We start from the raw sequence: 18084 nt of genomic DNA on the forward strand, positions 1-18084 counted from the left end.
GGCCTCAGGCGTCGAGGTCGTCGAGGCCCGGCATCCAGCTCTGTCCGGGCTTTCCCCACCCGCGCTTGCGGGCGATCTTCTGCGCCGTCTTCCAGTCGGAGTCGGATAGCCGATCGATGTAGAGGATGCCGTTGAGGTGATCGAACTCGTGCTGCATGATGCGGGCACGCCACCCGTCCACGCGGATCTCGACGTGCCCGCCGTCGAGGTCGGTGCCGGTGACCATGACCTCATCGGCGCGGCGGAGAGGGAACCGCTCGCCGGGGAACGACAGGCATCCCTCGGATTCGTCGTCGGGGTCGGGCTCGCCGGGCTCCGGCGGCGACATCCACAGCTCCGGGTTGAGGATGACGCCTCGCCAGGGCTCACCCTCGTCGTCCTGATACGAGTACGTGTAGATGCGGAGCCCCACGCCCACCTGGGGGGCAGCGAGACCCACACCGGGCGCCGTGTCCATCGTCTCGAACATGTCGGCGACGAGCGTGCGGATGTCGTCCGTCACCTCAGCGACGGGAGCGGCGACGGAATGGAGGACGGGTTCGCCCATGATGCGAATCGGAAGTACGGCCACGTCAGAAGCCTAACGAGCCGCGCGGCGGGTATCGTCGAGGCGTGATTCTCCCCGGGACGACGATCAACGATCTCACCGATGAACTGGTGGGCGTGTTCCAGAATCCGGCGATCCTGGTCGGCATCCCCCTCGCGGTGGTCGGCGCTGTCTTCATGTCGTTCGGCGCGCAGTACCAGCACCGCGGCGTGCAGAAGGTCGAGAAGCTGACGGCACAGGCCGGGGTGTCCGGCCTCACCGGTGGTCAGCTCGTGCGACTACTCACGCGTCCGTCCTGGGTGCTCGGCACCGTCATGCTGGGCCTCGCGATCCTCTGTCAGCTGGCGGCGCTGTCGTTCGCGCCGCTCATCCTCGTCCAGCCCATCGGCGCCATCTCGCTCGTCATCACGACGCTGCTGAACGCGCGCATCAGCGGGCACAAGCCGACGCGTCGGTCCATCACCTCGATCGCACTCTGCGTCGGCGGCATCTTCATCTTCGTCACGGTCGCCGCGCTGTATGCGACCGAGCGTCCGATCAGTGACGGACAGTTGCTGACCGTTCTGTGGATCCTCTTGGGCGTCGTGGTGGTCCTCGCCGCCCTGTGGGTCACACTGCGCAAGCGGATGCGGGCACTGTTCTACATCGTGGCCGCGGGCGTCGTCTACGGTTTCGTCGCGACGCTCGCGAAGGTCATCATCAACCGGATCGCGAACGGCGACTTCGAGTGGCTGACGGTCCTCTGCATCGTCGCGCTTCTCGCCGGCACGGCGATGGGCGCCTACTTCGTGCAGACCGCGTACTCGTCCGGTCCGCCCGACCTCGTCATCGCCGGGCTCACGGTGATCGACCCCATCGTCGCGATCATCATCGGTCTCGCCATCCTCGACGAGGCGCGTGGTGCACCACTCGGGGCGTACATCGGTTTCGCGATTGCCGGCGCTCTCGCCGTCACCGGCGTCTTCCAGCTCGCGCGCTACCACCCGCAGGTGGTCAGCGAGAGCCAGGAGATCCCGATCCAGCGGGGAAGTGGGGATGCCGCCGACGGCAAGCGTCCGTCGACGGGATCCGTCCGTCTCACCGAAGCAGTATCGAAGGTCTGGCCGGAACCGCCCGTGAAGGACGAGGATCGGCGCGGGCGATAAGCTCGTCTCCACAGGGGGCGGTGGCCAAGCTGGTCAAGGCAGCGGGCTCATAACCCGACGATCGTGGGTTCAAGTCCCACCCGCCCTACTCAACCTCTGAACCGTCATCGCCGGCGCGCGCAGCGTCCTCTTTGACCTCGTCGGTGATCGCGTCCGTGGGTGCCGCGTCGTCCGCGTGTGCGTCGTCGGCGTCGCGCGTGTGGGGTGTGTTGTCGCTCATCGTGTCCCTCTCGTCGGGTGTCTTGTGAACGCCCAGACTCGGCGGAAGGCCGTGGGCAACCTACGGGGTTGACGCGGACGGTCTGCGCGCTTCGAACTCCGAATGACACGGTTGTGGTTTTCGCGGGACATGGGCGATAATTGCGGCACAACCGGATATCCGGCCAGCACTCTCCATCAGGTCGTAGGGGAAGACGTACCTGAACGAAACGGAGAGATCGATGGCTACACCTCACGTGCGCGGAGTGATCTTCATTCACTCAGCGCCACGCGCGCTGTGTCCCCACCTCGAGTGGGCTGCTGGTCGCGCCCTCGGGCACGCCGTCAGCTTCGACTGGGCTGACCAGCCTGTCCAGCCGGGCAGCCGTCGCGCAGAGTTCTATTGGGAGGGTCCCGCGGGCAGCGGTGCCGCTCTCGCCACCGCCATGCGCGGGTGGGAGCACCTGCGCTACGAGGTGACGGAAGATCCGACGCCTCGCAGCGACGGTGGTCGCTGGCTCCACACGCCGAGTCTCGGCATCCATTACGCACAGACGGATGCCGCAGGAAACGTCGTCGTGGGCGAGGATCGCATCCGCTACGCGATGGAGATCGCTGCCGGCGACATGAGCGAGCTGCAGCGCGAACTGAACGTCGCGCTCGGAGCGTCGTGGGACGAGGAGCTCGAACCGTTCCGCCACGCGAGCGACGACGCACCCGTCGTCTGGCTCCACAAGGTCGGCTGAGACGGCTCCGCGCGAGCGGACACTCCAGGACGACAAGGTTTTCAGGCGGGGTGAGCGGGCCTCGACCGGCTTCGGATGGCTTCCCGGAGACCGGGGCGGTTGCCGCCCCGCCTGATCTGAACGACATACGCCCCCGGTGGCTTCCCGGGGGCGTATGTCGTTGTGTGAAGCGTCAGACCGAGCGGAATGCGACGACGGCGTTGTGTCCGCCGAAGCCGAACGAGTTGCTGATCGCCAGCTGATCTCCGTCGCCGAGGGGGACGGCATCGCCCGACAGCCGGAAGGGCACGGCCGGGTCGGGCTCGGTGATGTTGATGGTCGGGGGAGCGAGGCGGTCACGGAGCGCGAGCACCGTGAACATGGCCTCGAGTGCCCCCGTGCCGCCCAGTAGGTGGCCCGTGGACGCCTTCGTCGCCGACACGGGCATCTCGTCCACCCGATCGCCGAACACGGTCTTCAGGGCGACGTACTCGTTCGGGTCGCCGACGGGCGTCGAGGTGGCGTGCGCGTTGACGTGGGTGACCTCGTCAGGAGCGGCATCCGCCATGTCCAGCGCGAGGCGGACGGCGCGCGCGGCGCCGGTGCCCTCGGGGTCGTTGGCAGTGATGTGGTACGAATCGGCGGTCACGCCGCCGCCCACGAGCTCCGCGTAGATCTTCGCGCCGCGTGCCTTCGCGTGCGCTTCGGTCTCGAGGATCAGAACGGCAGCGCCTTCACCCATGACGAAACCGTCGCGGTCGATGCTGCCGGGCCGCGACGCGGTCTCGGGGGAGTCGTTGCGACGCGAGAGCGCCTGCATCGATGCGAACGATGCGATCGTGATCGGGTGGATCGCCGATTCCGTCCCACCGGCGATGACGACATCGGCGAGACCGGCGCGCATGTGCTCGAGCGCGTTGACGATCGACTCCGTGCTCGACGCGCAGGCGCTCGCGAAGGTGCGGGCGTAGGCGCGGGCGCCGAAGTGCAGTGACAGGTTGCCGGCTGCGGCGTTGGGCATGAGCATGGGGACCGTCATCGGCATGACGCGACGCGGGCCCTTCTCGCGCAGGGTGTCCCAGGCATCGAGCAGCGTCCAGACGCCGCCGATGCCGGTGGCGAACTCGACGCCGAGACGCTCCGGGTCGACCTCGGGAGCACCCGCGTCCGCCCAGGCCTCCTTCGCGGCCACCATCGCGAGCTGCGATGACGGGTCGAGGCGCTTGGCGATGGGACGGTCGAGAACCGTCTCAGGGCGCACCTTCGCCTCGGCGGCGAACGTGACGGGCAGTTGGTACTGCTCGACCCAGTCGTGTTCGAGCGTGCGCGTGCCGGACGCGCCGTCGAGGAGCGCCGCCCAGCTTTCGCTCGCGGTGCCGCCGATGGGGGAGGTCGCACCGATGCCGGTGACGAAGATTCGCGTGTTGCTCATGATTCCCTCGTGCTGCTCCGGTGGGGGCGAACCCCCACCGGACGCGCGGATCAGGCCTGGTTGGACGAGATGTACGTGACGGCGTCGCCGACGGTCTTGAGGTTCTTGACCTCGTCGTCGGGGATCGTGACGCCGAACTTCTCCTCGGCGTTGACGACGATCGTCATCATCGAGATCGAGTCGATGTCGAGGTCGTCCGTGAAGGACTTCTCGAGGGCGACCTCGTCGGAAGAGATGCCGGTCTCGTCGGTGATGAGCTCGGCCAGGCCGGCGAGGACCTCGTCGTTGGTGAATGCCATGGGATTTCTCCTTTTGTGGTGGTCGGGCCCAGCCGGGCCGGTAGTCAGTTTAGGTGGGGGACGGGCATCGTCACGGGAGGACGACGACCTGTGCGCCGAACACGAGTCCGGCGCCGAAACCGATCTGCAGGGCGAGTCCGCCGCTGAGCTCGGGGTGCTCTTCGAGAAGGCGGTGTGTCGCCAGCGGAATGGATGCCGCCGACGTGTTGCCCGTCGTCTCGATGTCGCGACCGATCACGACGGTGTCGGGAAGCTTCAGCTGCTTCGCGAACTCGTCGATGATGCGCATGTTGGCCTGGTGAGGCACGAAGGCGGCGAGGTCGTCTGCCGTGATCCCGGCGGCCTCGATCGCCTGACGGGCGACCTTGACCATCTCCCAGACAGCCCACCGGAAGACGGTGGGGCCCTCTTGGCGGAGAGTCGGCCACGGAGCCAGACCATCGCGGAACTCGGTCAGCGTGTGGCTCATGCCCACCGCATCGGCCTTCGAGCCGTCGGATCCCCAGATGGTGGGCCCGATGCCCGGGGTCTCGCTGGGACCGATGACGACCGCGCCCGCGCCGTCGCCCAGGAGGAACGAGATCGAGCGATCGGTGGGATCGACCACATCGCTCAGCTTCTCGGTACCGATGACGAGGGCGTAGTGCGCTGCGCCCGAGCGGATGAGGGCGTCCGCCTGCGCAACGCCGTAGGCGAAGCCGGCGCACGCGGCGTTCAGGTCGTAGGCAGCGGCAGGGTTCGCGCCCACGCGGTCCGCGACGATCGCCGACACCGAGGGCGTCTGGCGGGGGTTCGAAATCGTCGCGACGATGACGGCGTCGATCTTGTCGGCGGGGATGCCGGAGCGCTCGATCGCCTCAGTCGCGGCGTCGGAGGCGAGATCGACCGCTGATGTGTCGGCATCCGCCCGTACCCGCGTGATGATGCCGGTGCGCTGACGGATCCACTCGTCGCTGGAGTTGATCGGTTCGATCAGATCTTCGTTCGGGACGGCGTTCTCGCCGCGCGCGGCACCATACGAATAGATGCGGGTGTGCGCAGCACCGGTCGGCTGGATCAGCTGGGGGGTCATGCGTTCTCTCCGGTCAGGAGGGCGTTCGCGGCGGCGAGGTCCTCGGGCGTCTTCACCGCAACAGACGGTACGCCGCGCAGCCCTCGCTTGGCGAGTCCGACGAGGGTGCCCGCCGGCGCGAGCTCGATGATGCCGGTAACGCCGCTCTCGGCGAACGAGGCCATGCAGAGATCCCAGCGGACCGGGTTCGCCACCTGCGCGACCAGCAGGTCGAGCGCGGCACGACCGTCCGTGACGGTGCCGCCGTCGCGGTTGCTCCAGAGCGTCAGGGACGGATCGGATGCCGCGACCTCGGCGGCCGCGGTGCGGAGAGTCTCGACGGCCGGCGTCATGTAGCGCGTGTGGAAGGCGCCGGCGACCTGCAGCGGGATCACCCGGCTGCCGCGCGGGGCCTCGGAGCCGAGCTCAGCCAGCGCCGGAAGCGCACCCGCGGCGACGATCTGTCCGCCGCCGTTGTAGTTGGCGGGAGTGAGGTCGAGTTCTTCGAGGCGGCCGAGGACGGTTGCTTCGTCACCACCGACGACGGCGCTCATGCCGGTCGTCTCGAGTGCGGCTGCCTCGGCCATCGCGCGCCCGCGGATGCCGACGAGGCGCATGCCGTCTTCTTCCGTGAGGGCACCGGCAGCGACGAGCGCGGCGATTTCGCCCACCGAGTGCCCTGCGACGCCGTCGGGGCGGTGACCGGCGTGGACGAGGGCACGCCACGAGAGAAGGCTGGCAGCGACGATGAGGGGCTGAGCGACCTTGGTGTCGCGGATGCGGTCGGCATCCCACTCGGTCCCTGCGGCAACCAGATCCACCTCGGCGTACGCGGAGTACTGCTCAAGCAGTGCGCGCGCGCCTTCGGTCTCGAGCCACGGGGCGAGGAATCCGGGGGTTTGAGAACCCTGGCCCGGGAAGACGGCAATGATCACGGTTTCCATCCTTGCAAGTTCGAGTCGGTGATGCTGTCGGTCAGCGCACAACAAAGCGCGAATCGTTTGTTCGAGTCGTACAGGACTGAGGTCAGGATCGACGGGCGGGGCGACGGCGTGTCACATCGGCGCCGATGGAGCCGAGGATGAGCGCGGTCTGCAGGATGAGCGCCTCACGGGGGCCCGTGGCATCCCACCCGATCACATCCGACACGCGCTTGAGTCGGTAGCGGACCGTGTTCGGGTGGACGAACAGCTCCCGCGCCGTCGCCTCGAGCGAGCGTCCATTGTCGAGGTAGCTCCAGAGCGTCGTCACGAGATCGGTCGAGTGAGCCTGCAGCGGCCGGTAGATGCGCTCGATGAGCGTCGCCTTCGCGAGCGGGTCGCCTGCGAGAGCCCGCTCGGGAAGCAGATCGTCGGCATCGACGGGGCGCGGCGCGTTCCGCCAGGACTTCGCGACCGCGAACCCCGCGAGCGCGGCGCGCGCGCTCAGTCCGGCGTCCAGCAGAGCGGATGCCGTCGGCCCCAGCACGAGGTGTCCGCTTCCGAATCCCGGCTCGAGACGCGTTGCGATCTCCGAGAAGGGGAGTTCCTCGGCATCCTCTCGCCCGCTCTGGTCCGCCCGTCCGATGACGAGCACCAGGCGGGACCCCTGCACGCCGATGAGCACGTCGACGCCGAGCTTGCGGGCGGTGCGACGGACCTGGTCGACGTCGAGCTGCGGGGGAGTCGTTCCGACGAGGACGGCGACCTCGCCGTGACCATGCCACCCGAGCGCGGCGATCCGGCTGGGGAGCTCTTCGTCGGCTTCGCCGGTGAGGATCGAGTCGACGACGAGCGCCTCGAGTCGGGCATCCCACAACCCGCGCGCCTCAGCGGCACGCGCGTAAACGTCGGCTGCGGCGAACGCGACCTCGCGCGAGTAGAGCAGGATGCTCTCCCGGAGCCCATTGCCTCGACCGGCGACGCGTTCTTCGGTCGTTTCGACCGTCACACGGATCAGCTGGAGAGTCTGGGTGAGGCTGATGCTCCGCAAGAGCTCGCGGGGAGCGGACGCGAAGATGTCGGCCGCGATCCATGGCGTGGAGTTCGGGTCGTCGTACCAGTCGATGAAGGACGAGATGCCCGACTGCGCGACGAGACCGACAGCCGACCGGCGCCCCGGAGGCATCTCGGCGTACCAGGGCAGGTACTCCTCGAGCCTCCGGAGCGTCGTGGTCGCAAGATCACCCGAGATCCGGCGGAGCCACGCGAGTGTCTCCGCCTTCTCCTGAGCGGTCGGCCGTTCGCTCATCTCGCGGGTCAGGCTTCGCCGCCCGCGTTGCCGGACGTGCCGGAGTTGACGTCGTGCAGACGGTACTTCTCGATGGCCTGCGCGGACAGACCGCGGTCGACGACGCCGTCCTCGGCCAAAGCCTGGAGGGTGCGGACGACGATCGACGGGCCGTCGATCTTGAACTGGCGGCGGGCGGCCGCGCGGGTGTCCGAGAAGCCGAAGCCGTCGGCGCCGAGCGTCGCGTACCGGCGGGGGACCCACTGGCGGATCTGGTCCTGCACGGCGTGCATGAAGTCGCTGACGGCGACGACCGGGCCCTCCGAGTCGCGGAGCTTCTCGGTGATGTACGCGGTCTTCGGCTCGTCGGTCGGGTGCAGGAAGTTGTGCTCGTCAGCGGCGAGGCCGTCACGACGGAGCTCCGTCCAGCTGGTCACCGACCACACGTCGGCGACGACGCCCCAGTCGTCCTTGAGGAGCTTCTGCGCCTCGTGAGCCCAGGCCAGGCCGACGCCCGACGCGAGGATCTGGGCACGGTGACCCTCACCCTCGCCGGCGGAGACGCGGTGGATGCCGCGGATGATGCCATCCACGTCGACGTTCTCCGGCTCCTTGGGCTGAACGATCGGCTCGTTGTAGACGGTGATGTAGTACATGACGTTCGGGTCGGAGTGCTCCCCGCCGTACATGCGCTCCAGGCCCGACTGCACGATGTGCGCGATCTCGTAGCCGTAGGCGGGGTCGTACGAGACCGTCGCCGGGTTCGTCGAGGCGAGCAGGTGCGAGTGCCCGTCGGCGTGCTGCAGACCCTCACCCGTCAGAGTGGTGCGTCCCGCGGTCGCGCCGATGATGAAGCCGCGCGCCATCTGGTCGCCGGCAGCCCACTGGGCGTCGCCCGTGCGCTGGAAGCCGAACATCGAGTAGAAGACGTAGACCGGGATGAGCGGCTCGCCGTGCGTCGCGTACGACGTGCCGACGTTCGTGAACGCGGCGACCGCGCCGGCCTCGTTGATGCCGACGTGCATGATCTGTCCCTGCGGGCTCTCCTTGTACGCCAGGAGCAGCTCGCGGTCGACGGACGTGTAGTTCTGCCCGTTCGGGTTGTAGATCTTCGCGGTCGGGAAGTACGCGTCCATACCGAAGGTTCGCGCCTCGTCGGGGATGATCGGCACGATGCGGTGGCCGAAGTCCTTGGTACGCAGCAGGTCCTTCAGCAGGCGCACGAACGCCATGGTCGTGGCGACCTCCTGCGTTCCCGAACCCTTCTTCGGCAGCGCGTAGACGCTGTCGTCGGGGAGGGTGAGGGACGTGTAGGTGCTCCGACGCTGCGGCAGGGTGCCACCGAGGCTCCGGCGACGCTCGACCATGTACTTGATGGTCTCGTCCTCCGCACCCGGGTGGTAGTACGGGGGCTCGTAGGGGTTCTCCTCGAGCTGCGCGTCCGTCAACGGGATGTGCATCTCGTCGCGGAACATCTTGAGGTCGTCGAGGGTCATCTTCTTCATCTGGTGCGTCGCGTTGCGCCCCTCGAAGTGCGGACCGAGGCCGTAGCCCTTGACGGTCTTGGCCAGGATGACGGTCGGCTGGCCCTTGTGCTCCATGGCCGCCTTGTACGCCGCGAAGACCTTGCGGTAATCGTGGCCACCGCGCTTGAGGTTCCAGATCTGCTCGTCGGAGTAGTCCTTGACCAGGGCGGCGGCGCGCTCGTCACGGCCGAAGAAGTGCTCACGGACGTAGGCGCCGTTCTCGGCCTTGTACGTCTGGAAGTCGCCGTCGGGCGTGCTGTTCATCAGGTTGAGGAGGGCGCCCTCGTTGTCGCGGGCGAGCAGGTCATCCCACTCGCGGCCCCAGACGACCTTGATGACGTTCCAGCCGGCGCCGCGGAAGAAGCTCTCGAGCTCCTGCACGATCTTGCCGTTGCCGCGGACGGGGCCGTCGAGACGCTGGAGGTTGCAGTTGACGACGAAGGTCAGGTTGTCGAGGCCTTCGTTCGCGGCGACCTGCAGCTGTCCGCGGCTCTCGACCTCATCCATCTCACCGTCGCCGAGGAACGCCCAGACGTGGGAGTCGTTGAGGTCCTTGATGCCGCGGTTGGTGAGGTACTTGTTCGTCATCGCCTGGTAGATGGCGTTGATCGGGCCGAGACCCATCGAGACCGTGGGGAACTGCCAGTAGTCCGGCATGAGCCGCGGGTGCGGGTACGAGGGCAGACCGTGGGGAGCCGCGGATGCCTCCTGGCGGAAGCCGTCGAGCTGCTGGGTCGTCAGGCCGCCTTCGAGGAAGGAACGGGCGTACATGCCGGGGGAGGCGTGACCCTGGAAGAAGACCTGGTCGCCGCCGCCGGAGTGGTCGGGACCGCGGAAGAAGTGGTTGAAACCGACCTCGTAGAGTGCGGCAGACGACGCGTAGGTCGAGATGTGACCGCCGACCCCGATGCCGGGGCGCTGAGCGCGGTGCACGGTGAGGGCTGCGTTCCAGCGGATCCAGCGACGGTAGCGACGCTCGACCTCTTCGTCGCCGGGGAACTCCGGCTCGCTGTCGGCGGGGATCGTGTTGATGTAGTCCGTGGTGGGAACCTGCGGGACATTCAGGTGGAGTTCGCGCGAGCTCTGCAGGAGGCTCAGCATGATCTCGCGTCCGCGGCTCGCACCGCGAGCGTCGACGAGCTGACGCAGGGAATCCTGCCACTCCGACGTCTCTTCCGGGTCGCTGTCCTGCGGGCCCTGCGAGTACGGATCCTGATCGTTGACAGTCACAAGAGGCCTTTCGTCGCCTGGCAGATCGTGCCAGGAAGGAGGGATCGAGCGAGGGCGCGCTTGTTCGGCGCGCACAACTCGCTTGTCCTCAGCCTACCCATACGGTCCGGCACTGGACGCCGCTCAGCCGCCGTAGACTCGGTACGTCAGGGCCTTTAGCTCAGCTGGTAGAGCGCCACGTTTACACCGTGGATGTCGTCGGTTCGATCCCGGCAGGGCCCACCACAGGCATCCCGCCTCACCTCTCACTCGCGACCGGTTGCCGCCGGATTCGTGTACAGGTCGCCGCCCTTCGCGAGACGTGAGTGCCGCCGCGAGTACCCGAAATAGATCACGAAGCCGATCGCGAGCCAGATGAGGAAGCGGAGCCACGTCTCCACCGTGAGGTTCAGCATCAGGTAGATGCAGACCGCCGCCGATATCGCGGGGAGCCACGGGTTGAGCGGCACGCGGAAGCCGCGCTCGAGGTCCGGCCGGCGACGGCGCAGGACGATGACGCCGACCGAGACGAGGACGAACGCCGACAGGGTGCCGATGTTCACCATCTCCTCGAGCACGCCGACGGGCGTGAGGCCCGCGACGAGGGCGACGACCACGGTGACGATGAGCGAGATGACCCACGGGGTGCGGAACCGGGGGTGCACCTTCGCCAGCTGGCGCGGGAGGAGGGCGTCCCGCGACATCGCGAAGATGATGCGGGTCGCACCGATCATGAGGGTCAGCACGACTGTCGTGAGTCCTGCGACGGCGCCCGCCGAGATGACGGTGGCCATCCAGGTCTGGCCGTGGAACGCGAACGCGTTGGCGAGCGCGGCGGCCGGGTCGAGCTTGTCGTAGGGGACCATGCCCGTCACGACGAGGGCGACAGCTCCGTAGAGGATCGTGCAGATGATGAGCGAGGCGATGATGCCGATCGGCAGGTCACGCTGCGGGCGCTTGGTCTCTTCGGCGGTCGTCGCGACGACGTCGAAACCGATGTAGGCGAAGAACACGAGAGCGGCCCCCGCGAAGATCCCGCCGACACCGAACGCGGTCGGTTCGATCCCGGAGAAGAACTGCAGGAGCGGCTGCGTGAGGCCCGATCCGTTGTCGCGAGGGGCGGCATCCGGGACGAACGGCGAGTAGTTCGCCGGGTTGACGAACAGGAGGCCCGCGACGATGACGAAGAGCACGATGAAGAGCTTCACCGCGACGAGGACCAGGTTCACCCGCATCGACTCACGGATGCCGAGGGTGATCAGCACGCCGAGCACGATCACGAGCAGCACCGCCATCAGATCGACGGTCCCGCCGTATCCGATCGCGGCGGGGATCGGGGCGCCGAGCTGCTCCATGAGGGAACCGAGGTACGCGCTCCACCCCTGCGCGACGACGCTCGCCCCGAGGAACATCTCGAGGATGAGGTCCCAGCCGATGATCCAGGCGAACAGTTCGCCGAGCGAGGCGTACGAGAAGGTGTAGGCCGATCCCGATACCGGCACGGTTGACGCGAACTCGGCGTAGCACATCGCTGCGAGGCCGCACGCGATCGCGGCCACGATGAAGCTGATGACGATGGCCGGCCCCGCCACGTCGTGCGCAGCGCGCCCGGTCAGGGTGAAGATGCCCGCGCCGATGACGACGCCGACACCGAACACGGTGAGGTCGAGAGCCGAGAGCGACTTCTTGAGTTGGAACTCCGGCTCTTCGGTGTCGGCGATCGACTGTTCGACCGATTTGGTGCGCAGCATGCTCATGCTGGTCTCCTCCCGCGCGTTTCCGGGACGTCATGTTAGTGCGTCACGCCATCCGGGACGAAGAGGGCGCCCGGACGGGCGGTCGGGAGGGAGGTAGGTTGGGGAACGTGAAAGCCAGCTTTACCGACCAGCGCCGCCTCCTTGATCTCGTCGACGCCGACCTCGCCGTCAGCCAAGCCGATCACGCGCGTCGGAACCCCGAGCAGGGGGCGCGGGTGAAGCAGTTGCTTGCCGAACGCGCGACGCACTCCGCCGAGCTCACGCGCCGCCTCGGCGCCCGCGACGATGCGAAGACCGAGCTGGCCCGCATCCAGTCCGACGTCGCCGTCGTCGATGCGCGCACCCGGCGCGACAACGAGCGCCTCGCCTCGACGTCGAGCGTCAAGGACGCCCAAGGCCTCGAGCACGAGATCGCCTCCCTCGCCAAGCGCAAGTCCGACCTCGAGGACTCGGAGCTCGATGTCATGGAGCGCCTCGAGACCGCCGAATCCGCTGTCGCCGAGCAGGAGGCGCTCATCGCCTCGGTGAACGAAGAGGGTGCTCGCTTGAGCGCCGAAGCCAAGGCCGCCGTCGCTGACGCGACGTCACGCCATGAGGCGGCGACCCGCGATCGCGCTGCCATCGCCTCCTCGTTGCCCGCTGATCTCGTCGCCCTGTACGACGCTCTCGCCGCCCGCGGTAACGGCGCCGGCCTGCTGCAGCGCCGCACCTGCGGCGGCTGCCGCATGGTGCTGTCCGGCACCGATCTGAACGTCGTGCGCGCGGCCGCCGAGGACGACGTCGTGACGTGCCCCGAATGCGGCTGCATCCTGGTGCGCGGCGAGGATTCCGGGCTCTGACCGATCCGGGCTCGACCACGGGGAACGTCGTTCCCTGGATCGTGGTCGGGACATCCGGTGACGGCGTCGCCCTCGTACCCATCGCCGCGGATGGGACGGTAGGCGACCACCTCATTATCGAGCGCCGTGCGCTCGTGCACCAGGTCGCACAGACGGATGCCGCCACGCGGTGGGTCTGGAGCGACACCTCCTCCTGGTACCCGGGGGTCATCGCCGAGGGAGTCAGGGCGTCCCGGTGCCACGATCTGCGGCTGGCGCACGCGATCCTCCGGGACAGTGCCCGGTCCGTCGACGCCGACGCGCTTCGCGCTGCGACCGAATGGGATGCCGCGGCATCCGTCGCCGACGACGGTCCGAGCGCGCTCTTCGACCTCGATCCGGGCGCCCGCGAGGTTCCGCACGACATCGACGCCGCCCTTGCGGAGTTCGCGCGTCAAAGGGCGGTGATCGGCGCCAGCGCGGCCGGGCTCCGTCTGCTGGTCGCCGCGGAATCGGTCGGCGCCCTGGTGGCGGCGGAGATGCACGCGGCAGGCGTCCCCTGGGATGGCGACGTCCACGACGGAATCCTCACCGGGATGCTGGGGGAGCGAGAGCCCGGCAACGGACTGCCCGCCCGCATCGAATCTCTCGCGGCAGACATCCGGGACCTCCTCGGCGACCCCGGTCTCAGCATCGATTCGCAGCCCAAGCTGCTGCGTGCCCTCCACCGCGTGGGAGTGGCGGCGACCTCCACGAGCAAATGGGAGTTGAGCGAGTACGACCACCCCGTCATCGCGCCGCTACTCGAGTACAAGCGGTCGATGCGGCTCTTCACCGCCAACGGATGGGCGTGGCGCGACGAGTGGGCCCCCGACGGGCGATTCCGCCCGGTGTACGTCCCGGGCGGCGTGGTGACGGGCCGCTGGGCGTCCTCGGGCGGGGGAGCGCTGCAGCTTCCGCGGCAGCTTCGCCCCGCGGTCCGCGCTGATCCGGGCTGGACGCTCGTGGTCGCCGATGTCGCGCAGCTCGAGCCACGGGTCCTTGCGGCGATGTCGCGGGATGCCGCTCTCGCCGAGAGCGCCCGCGACACCGATCTCTACGAGGGCATCGTCTCGCGCGGCGTCGTGAGTACCCGCTCGGAGGCCAAGTTCGCGCTGCTGGGAGCGATGTACGGCGCGACGACGGGGGACAGCGGTCGCCTGGTGCCCGCGCTCCGCCGGGCGTATCCGCGCGCGATGGGCCTCGTGGACGACGCTGCGCGCGTCGGCGAGGAAGGCGGCATCGTCTCGACGTGGCTCGGCCGATCGAGTCCGCCCCCGTCGCCGGGATGGCGTGCTCTGCAAGGACATGCCGGAGACCCCGACGCGACCGAGACCGACCGGGGGCAGGCGCGCCGCGCCTCGAGAGATCGCGGACGTTTCACCCGCAACTTCGTGGTGCAGGGCACCGCTGCCGAATGGGCGCTCGCGTGGCTGGGCGACCTGCGCGCCCGGCTGGCCGCACTGCCGTCCGTCGACGAAGCGGATGCCGCGCCTCGATCCGGCGCTCTCCACGCCCGGCAGGCGCATCTCGCCTTCTTCCTGCACGACGAGGTCATCGTGCACGCGCCGGCCGCCCACGCGGAGCAGGCAGCGGACGCCGTGACCCTCGCGGCCGATGCCGCCACGCGGCTGCTCTTCGGCGACATCCCGCTGGACTTCCGTCTCGACCTCCAGGTCCGTGTCGACGCGGCGAAGGCCTGACGCCCCGGACGGATAGACTCGACCCCGCGAATGGGTCGGCTGGACGGTCGCGTGGCGCGCAAGCGCACCGAGGAACGTCCGGGCTCCACAGGGCAGGGCGGTGGGTAACACCCACCCGGAGTGATCCGCGAGACAGTGCCACAGAGAGCAGACCGCCCCGGTTCCGACCGGGGTAAGGGTGAAAGGGTGGTGTAAGAGACCACCGGGGTCGTGGTGACACGACCCGCACGGTAAACCTCGCCCGGAGCAAGGTCAGACAGGGGATGCCGACGCGGCTCGCTGAGTCCCCGGGTAGACCGCTGGAGCGGCACGGCAACGTGTCGCCGAGAGAGATGACCGTCCACGGGGTTTCGACCCCCGGACAGAACCCGGCGTACAGGCCGGCCCATTCGCCCCCTAGCCGGATCGATCCACGTCCGGCGCGATCCGTCTGAATCTCAGGTCGTCGACGAACCTGCGGCGGAGCCGACAAGCGCGACGACCCAGAACGTGGTGGTCAGCACACAGATGGCGATGGTCACATATCCCATGACCAGCCCCGCCACCGCATTTCCCCGACCCACTGAGAGGGTGCTGCTCGCCCGCAGTCCGACGTGGCCGAAGATCGCGGCGAGGATCCCCAGAGGGAAGGCGAAGAAGATCACGATGAGACCCCAGAGCGGGATCGGGACGCTGATGCCGAAGAACAGCGCGATGATTCCGAGAACGAGCCCCGCGGTCGCCGCGCCGTTCGACGGCCCTCGAACAACCTGCTGGAACACGACCTGCTGCGGGTAGTGCTGCTGCGGATAATTCGGCTGCGAATTGGACATCGGTTCCCCCCGAAACTATGAGTGTCGAACTGAGCTCGCACTTTATCGGCGGGGGATGACGCGTGTCCATCCGCAGGAGGCCGATCGACCGCTCGCGTCCCGTCAGCGCGCGGTCGTCCCCGCCAGGTCTTCGCCCTCGTCGACCGAGACGGCCGAGTCCTCGCCCGCGAGCGCCAGCGCGGCGGCCCCGATGATGCCGGCGTTGTTGCGGTGTACGGCCGGAACGATCTCGGTCTTCAGGTCGAGCAGGGGCAAGAACTTGTCCGCGTGCTTCGAGACGCCGCCACCGACGACGAACAGGTCGGGGGTGAAGAGGAACTCGAGGTGGCTGTAGTACTGCTGCAGACGCGCAGCCCAGGCATCCCACTCGAGCTCTTCGCGCTCCATGGCGGAGTAGGCCGCGTAGTGCTCGAAGTCCTTCTTGTGGCCGGGGCGGTGCAGGTGACCGAGTTCGCTGTTGGGAACGAGGACGCCCTTGTAGATCATCGCCGTGCCGATCCCGGTGCCGAGCGTCGTCAGGAGGACGAGGCCGTCACGATCCTTCGCGGCGCCGTACCGCATCTCGGCGACGCCGGCGACGTCCGCGTCGTTCGCGAAGTGGATCGGACGGCCGAGACCCTTTTCGAAGAACGCCTCGGCTTCGAAGCCGATCCACGTGTCGGCGACGTTGGCGGCCGACAGCGTCCGGCCGTTCTTCACGATGGCGGGGAACGCGACGCCGAGCGGCACGTCGGCGTCCGTGACGTCGAGCTTCTCGAGCACCTCGGTGACGGCCTTCAGGACGTCGTCGGGCTCGGCGCCCTGAGGAGTCGGGACCTTGATCCGGTCGGTGAGGAGCTTTCCCTGCGAGAGGTCGACGAGCGCACCCTTGATGCCCGTCCCTCCGATGTCGATGCCGACGGCGGTGGTGGCGGTACCAGTCATGGTTCCGAGCCTAGTCGGACCCCGGCATCCCGGCCGTAGGTCTCGGGCCACCCCGTCCGTAGGATGAACCGCACGAGGCCGAGGAGGACCCCATGAGCGACGCCGACAAGTACTGGTACAACCTGAAGACGGGCGAGGTCCAGCAGGGGTTCGAGTCCCCTGCCGTCGACCGCGCCGGGCCGTTCGACACCGCGGAGGATGCGGCACGTGCGCCGGAGATCATGCGTGAGCGCTCGCGGGCGTGGGCCGCAGAAGAAGCATCAGAAGACGACTGACGAGGGGCCGCGTCGCGTCACTCGGTCGTCTCTTTCGACCGCTAGTCTGGCAGTCGGCTCGGCACCGGGAAGGATGCGATGGACAAGCAGCGTGACTTCGTTCTGAGGACGATTGAGGAACGGGGGGTCAAGTTCATCCGGCTGTGGTTCACCGATGTGACGGGAACCCTCAAGTCGGTCGCGATCGCTCCGGCCGAGGTGGAGGGCGCCTTCGCGGAGGGCCTCGGCTTCGACGGCTCCGCCATCGAAGGTTTGACTCGCTCCTACGAGTCCGACCTTTTGGCGCACCCGGACCCGTCGACCTTCCAGACCCTGCCGTGGCGCGGTGAGATCGACCCGACTGCGCGCATGTTCTGCGACATCACGACGCCCGACGGCCAGCCCGCCGTCGCGGACCCGCGGAATGTCCTGAAGCGCGCGCTGGCGAAAGCCGGCGACGCGGGCTTCACGTTCTACACGCACCCCGAGATCGAGTTCTATCTCCTGAAGTCGTCGACGTTCGGCCCCGAGGGGCCTGAGCCGGTCGATTCGGCGGGCTACTTCGACAACGTCCCCGGTGGCACGGCGCACGACTTCCGCCGCCGCTCGGTCCGGATGCTCGAGGATCTCGGCATCTCGGTGGAGTTCAGCCACCACGAGGGTGGTCCCGGACAGAACGAGATCGACCTCCGGTACGCCGATGCTCTCGCGACCGCGGACAACATCATGACCTTCCGCACCGTCGTCAAAGAGGTGGCCATCGAGCAGGGCGTGTACGCGACCTTCATGCCGAAGCCGCTCGGCGGCAAGCCCGGCAGCGGCATGCACACGCACATGTCCCTCTTCGAAGGCGACACGAACGCCTTCTACGAAGAGGGCGCCCAGTACCAGCTCTCGAAGACCGGTCGACAGTTCATCGCGGGCCTTCTGCGCCACGCGAACGAGATCTCGGCCGTGACGAACCAGTTCGTGAACTCGTACAAGCGGCTGTGGGGCGGCGACGAGGCTCCGAGCTTCGTCTGTTGGGGCCACAACAACCGTTCTGCTCTCGTCCGCGTGCCGATGTACAAGCCGAACAAGGGGCAGTCGACGCGGGTGGAGTACCGTGCGCTCGACTCGGCCGCGAACCCCTACCTCGCCTACGCGCTCATGCTCGCGGCGGGCCTCAAGGGCATCGAGGAGGAGTACGAGCTTCCCCCCGAGGCCGAGGACAACGTGTGGTCGTTGACGGATGCCGAGCGCCGGGCCCTCGGCTACGGTCCGCTGCCGTCGAGCCTCGACCATGCCCTCGAGTACATGGAGGAGTCCGAGCTCGTCGCAGAGACTCTCGGCGAACAGGTCTTCAACTACGTGCTGCTGAACAAGCGGCGCGAGTGGCAGGAGTACCGGGCGCAGGTCACCCCGTTCGAGCTGCAGAAGAACCTCGAGATGCTCTGA

Annotated in this window: 17 protein-coding genes, 2 tRNA genes and 1 other RNA gene; 9 read left to right on the forward strand and 11 right to left on the reverse strand. The window is 68.1% G+C overall.

What is annotated here, in order from left to right; all coding sequences use genetic code 11:
* Nucleotides 1-4: 4 nt before the first annotated feature.
* On the reverse strand, nt 5-571 hold the full coding sequence (gene def, locus ABQ271_RS06575) for a peptide deformylase (RefSeq protein ID WP_349310676.1): 567 nt from the start codon (nt 569-571) through the stop codon (nt 5-7).
* Between the two features lie 41 nt (nt 572-612).
* Here def and ABQ271_RS06580 point away from each other — a divergent pair, with 41 nt between their 5' ends.
* Entirely contained in the window at nt 613-1692 is a 1080-nt protein-coding gene (locus ABQ271_RS06580) for a DMT family transporter (RefSeq protein WP_076707873.1), read from the forward strand.
* Between the two features lie 14 nt (nt 1693-1706).
* Nucleotides 1707-1780, forward strand: a tRNA-Ile gene (locus tag ABQ271_RS06585).
* Here the strand turns inward: ABQ271_RS06585 and ABQ271_RS06590 are convergent.
* Nucleotides 1778-1912, reverse strand: coding sequence for a hypothetical protein (locus ABQ271_RS06590; protein ID WP_349310677.1), 135 nt, complete (start codon nt 1910-1912; stop codon nt 1778-1780). The genes ABQ271_RS06585 and ABQ271_RS06590 overlap by 3 nt on opposite strands.
* A 220-nt stretch (nt 1913-2132) precedes the next feature.
* Here ABQ271_RS06590 and ABQ271_RS06595 point away from each other — a divergent pair, with 220 nt between their 5' ends.
* Nucleotides 2133-2636: a DUF3145 domain-containing protein gene (locus ABQ271_RS06595; RefSeq protein WP_060915279.1), complete on the forward strand. Its 504-nt coding sequence runs from the start codon at nt 2133-2135 to the stop codon at nt 2634-2636.
* A gap of 172 nt (nt 2637-2808) precedes the next feature.
* Here the strand turns inward: ABQ271_RS06595 and ABQ271_RS06600 are convergent, their stop codons facing one another.
* From ABQ271_RS06600 to aceE, 6 genes are all read right to left on the reverse strand, one after another.
* Nucleotides 2809-4047 (reverse strand): beta-ketoacyl synthase, encoded by a 1239-nt coding sequence (locus ABQ271_RS06600; protein ID WP_036308815.1) that lies wholly within the window; start codon nt 4045-4047, stop codon nt 2809-2811.
* Between the two features lie 50 nt (nt 4048-4097).
* Complete coding sequence (locus ABQ271_RS06605) at nt 4098-4346, reverse strand: acyl carrier protein (RefSeq protein ID WP_036308817.1); 249 nt, start codon at nt 4344-4346, stop codon at nt 4098-4100.
* A 70-nt stretch (nt 4347-4416) separates the two neighbouring features.
* Nucleotides 4417-5418, reverse strand: a complete 1002-nt coding sequence (locus tag ABQ271_RS06610; RefSeq protein WP_349310678.1) for a beta-ketoacyl-ACP synthase III — start codon at nt 5416-5418, stop codon at nt 4417-4419.
* Complete coding sequence (locus tag ABQ271_RS06615) at nt 5415-6332, reverse strand: ACP S-malonyltransferase (RefSeq protein ID WP_349310679.1); 918 nt, start codon at nt 6330-6332, stop codon at nt 5415-5417. The genes ABQ271_RS06610 and ABQ271_RS06615 overlap by 4 nt, the downstream gene beginning before the upstream one ends.
* 91 nt (nt 6333-6423) lie before the next feature.
* Nucleotides 6424-7626, reverse strand: coding sequence for a helix-turn-helix domain-containing protein (locus ABQ271_RS06620; protein WP_349310680.1), 1203 nt, complete (start codon nt 7624-7626; stop codon nt 6424-6426).
* Between the two features lie 8 nt (nt 7627-7634).
* Nucleotides 7635-10361 carry a pyruvate dehydrogenase (acetyl-transferring), homodimeric type gene (aceE, locus tag ABQ271_RS06625; protein WP_349310681.1) on the reverse strand — a complete coding sequence of 909 codons (2727 nt, stop codon included), beginning with the start codon at nt 10359-10361 and terminating at the stop codon, nt 7635-7637.
* A gap of 149 nt (nt 10362-10510) precedes the next feature.
* On the opposite strand from aceE, the gene ABQ271_RS06630 reads away from it, so the two are divergent.
* Nucleotides 10511-10586, forward strand: a tRNA-Val gene (locus tag ABQ271_RS06630).
* Nucleotides 10587-10606: 20 nt separating this feature from the next.
* Here ABQ271_RS06630 and ABQ271_RS06635 read toward each other — a convergent pair.
* Nucleotides 10607-12097, reverse strand: coding sequence for an amino acid permease (locus tag ABQ271_RS06635; RefSeq protein ID WP_349310682.1), 1491 nt, complete (start codon nt 12095-12097; stop codon nt 10607-10609).
* Between the two features lie 107 nt (nt 12098-12204).
* Between ABQ271_RS06635 and ABQ271_RS06640 the strand changes: the two genes are divergently transcribed.
* The 3 genes from ABQ271_RS06640 to rnpB all read left to right on the forward strand — a co-directional run bounded on the left by ABQ271_RS06640 (nt 12205) and on the right by rnpB (nt 15049).
* A complete protein-coding gene (locus ABQ271_RS06640; RefSeq protein WP_349310683.1) occupies nt 12205-12936 on the forward strand; it encodes a C4-type zinc ribbon domain-containing protein in 732 nt (243 codons plus the stop codon).
* Entirely contained in the window at nt 12894-14657 is a 1764-nt protein-coding gene (locus tag ABQ271_RS06645; RefSeq protein WP_349310684.1) for a bifunctional 3'-5' exonuclease/DNA polymerase, read from the forward strand. The genes ABQ271_RS06640 and ABQ271_RS06645 overlap by 43 nt, the downstream gene beginning before the upstream one ends.
* A 31-nt stretch (nt 14658-14688) precedes the next feature.
* Nucleotides 14689-15049: RNase P RNA component class A (gene rnpB, locus ABQ271_RS06650), an RNA gene on the forward strand.
* Nucleotides 15050-15094: 45 nt separating this feature from the next.
* On the opposite strand, the gene ABQ271_RS06655 is transcribed toward rnpB, so the two are convergent.
* Both ABQ271_RS06655 and ppgK read right to left on the reverse strand, forming a co-directional pair.
* Complete coding sequence (locus ABQ271_RS06655) at nt 15095-15469, reverse strand: DUF4190 domain-containing protein (protein WP_349310685.1); 375 nt, start codon at nt 15467-15469, stop codon at nt 15095-15097.
* 102 nt (nt 15470-15571) lie between these two features.
* Complete coding sequence (gene ppgK / locus ABQ271_RS06660) at nt 15572-16393, reverse strand: polyphosphate--glucose phosphotransferase (RefSeq protein WP_349310686.1); 822 nt, start codon at nt 16391-16393, stop codon at nt 15572-15574.
* A gap of 92 nt (nt 16394-16485) precedes the next feature.
* Here ppgK and ABQ271_RS06665 point away from each other — a divergent pair, with 92 nt between their 5' ends.
* A complete protein-coding gene (locus tag ABQ271_RS06665; RefSeq protein WP_349310687.1) occupies nt 16486-16668 on the forward strand; it encodes an SPOR domain-containing protein in 183 nt (60 codons plus the stop codon).
* A gap of 78 nt (nt 16669-16746) precedes the next feature.
* Complete coding sequence (glnA, locus tag ABQ271_RS06670) at nt 16747-18084, forward strand: type I glutamate--ammonia ligase (protein ID WP_349310688.1); 1338 nt, start codon at nt 16747-16749, stop codon at nt 18082-18084.

The sequence above is a fragment of the Microbacterium sp. MM2322 genome (genome assembly GCF_964186585.1).
In the GTDB taxonomy this organism is placed as follows: Bacteria; Actinomycetota; Actinomycetes; order Actinomycetales; family Microbacteriaceae; genus Microbacterium.

Excerpts from the sequence above, each read along its gene's own strand:
- ABQ271_RS06590 (WP_349310677.1), bottom strand. The coding sequence starts at position 1,912 with ATGAGCGACAACACACCCCACACGCGCGACGCCGACGACGCACACGCG.
- ABQ271_RS06635 (WP_349310682.1), bottom strand. The coding sequence starts at position 12,097 with ATGAGCATGCTGCGCACCAAATCGGTCGAACAGTCGATCGCCGACACC.
- glnA (WP_349310688.1), top strand. The coding sequence starts at position 16,747 with ATGGACAAGCAGCGTGACTTCGTTCTGAGGACGATTGAGGAACGGGGG.
- ABQ271_RS06600 (WP_036308815.1), bottom strand. The coding sequence starts at position 4,047 with ATGAGCAACACGCGAATCTTCGTCACCGGCATCGGTGCGACCTCCCCC.
- ABQ271_RS06665 (WP_349310687.1), top strand. The coding sequence starts at position 16,486 with ATGAGCGACGCCGACAAGTACTGGTACAACCTGAAGACGGGCGAGGTC.
- ABQ271_RS06595 (WP_060915279.1), top strand. The coding sequence starts at position 2,133 with ATGGCTACACCTCACGTGCGCGGAGTGATCTTCATTCACTCAGCGCCA.
- ppgK (WP_349310686.1), bottom strand. The coding sequence starts at position 16,393 with ATGACTGGTACCGCCACCACCGCCGTCGGCATCGACATCGGAGGGACG.
- ABQ271_RS06655 (WP_349310685.1), bottom strand. The coding sequence starts at position 15,469 with ATGTCCAATTCGCAGCCGAATTATCCGCAGCAGCACTACCCGCAGCAG.
- ABQ271_RS06610 (WP_349310678.1), bottom strand. The coding sequence starts at position 5,418 with ATGACCCCCCAGCTGATCCAGCCGACCGGTGCTGCGCACACCCGCATC.
- ABQ271_RS06645 (WP_349310684.1), top strand. The coding sequence starts at position 12,894 with ATGCGGCTGCATCCTGGTGCGCGGCGAGGATTCCGGGCTCTGACCGAT.
- ABQ271_RS06605 (WP_036308817.1), bottom strand. The coding sequence starts at position 4,346 with ATGGCATTCACCAACGACGAGGTCCTCGCCGGCCTGGCCGAGCTCATC.
- ABQ271_RS06620 (WP_349310680.1), bottom strand. The coding sequence starts at position 7,626 with ATGAGCGAACGGCCGACCGCTCAGGAGAAGGCGGAGACACTCGCGTGG.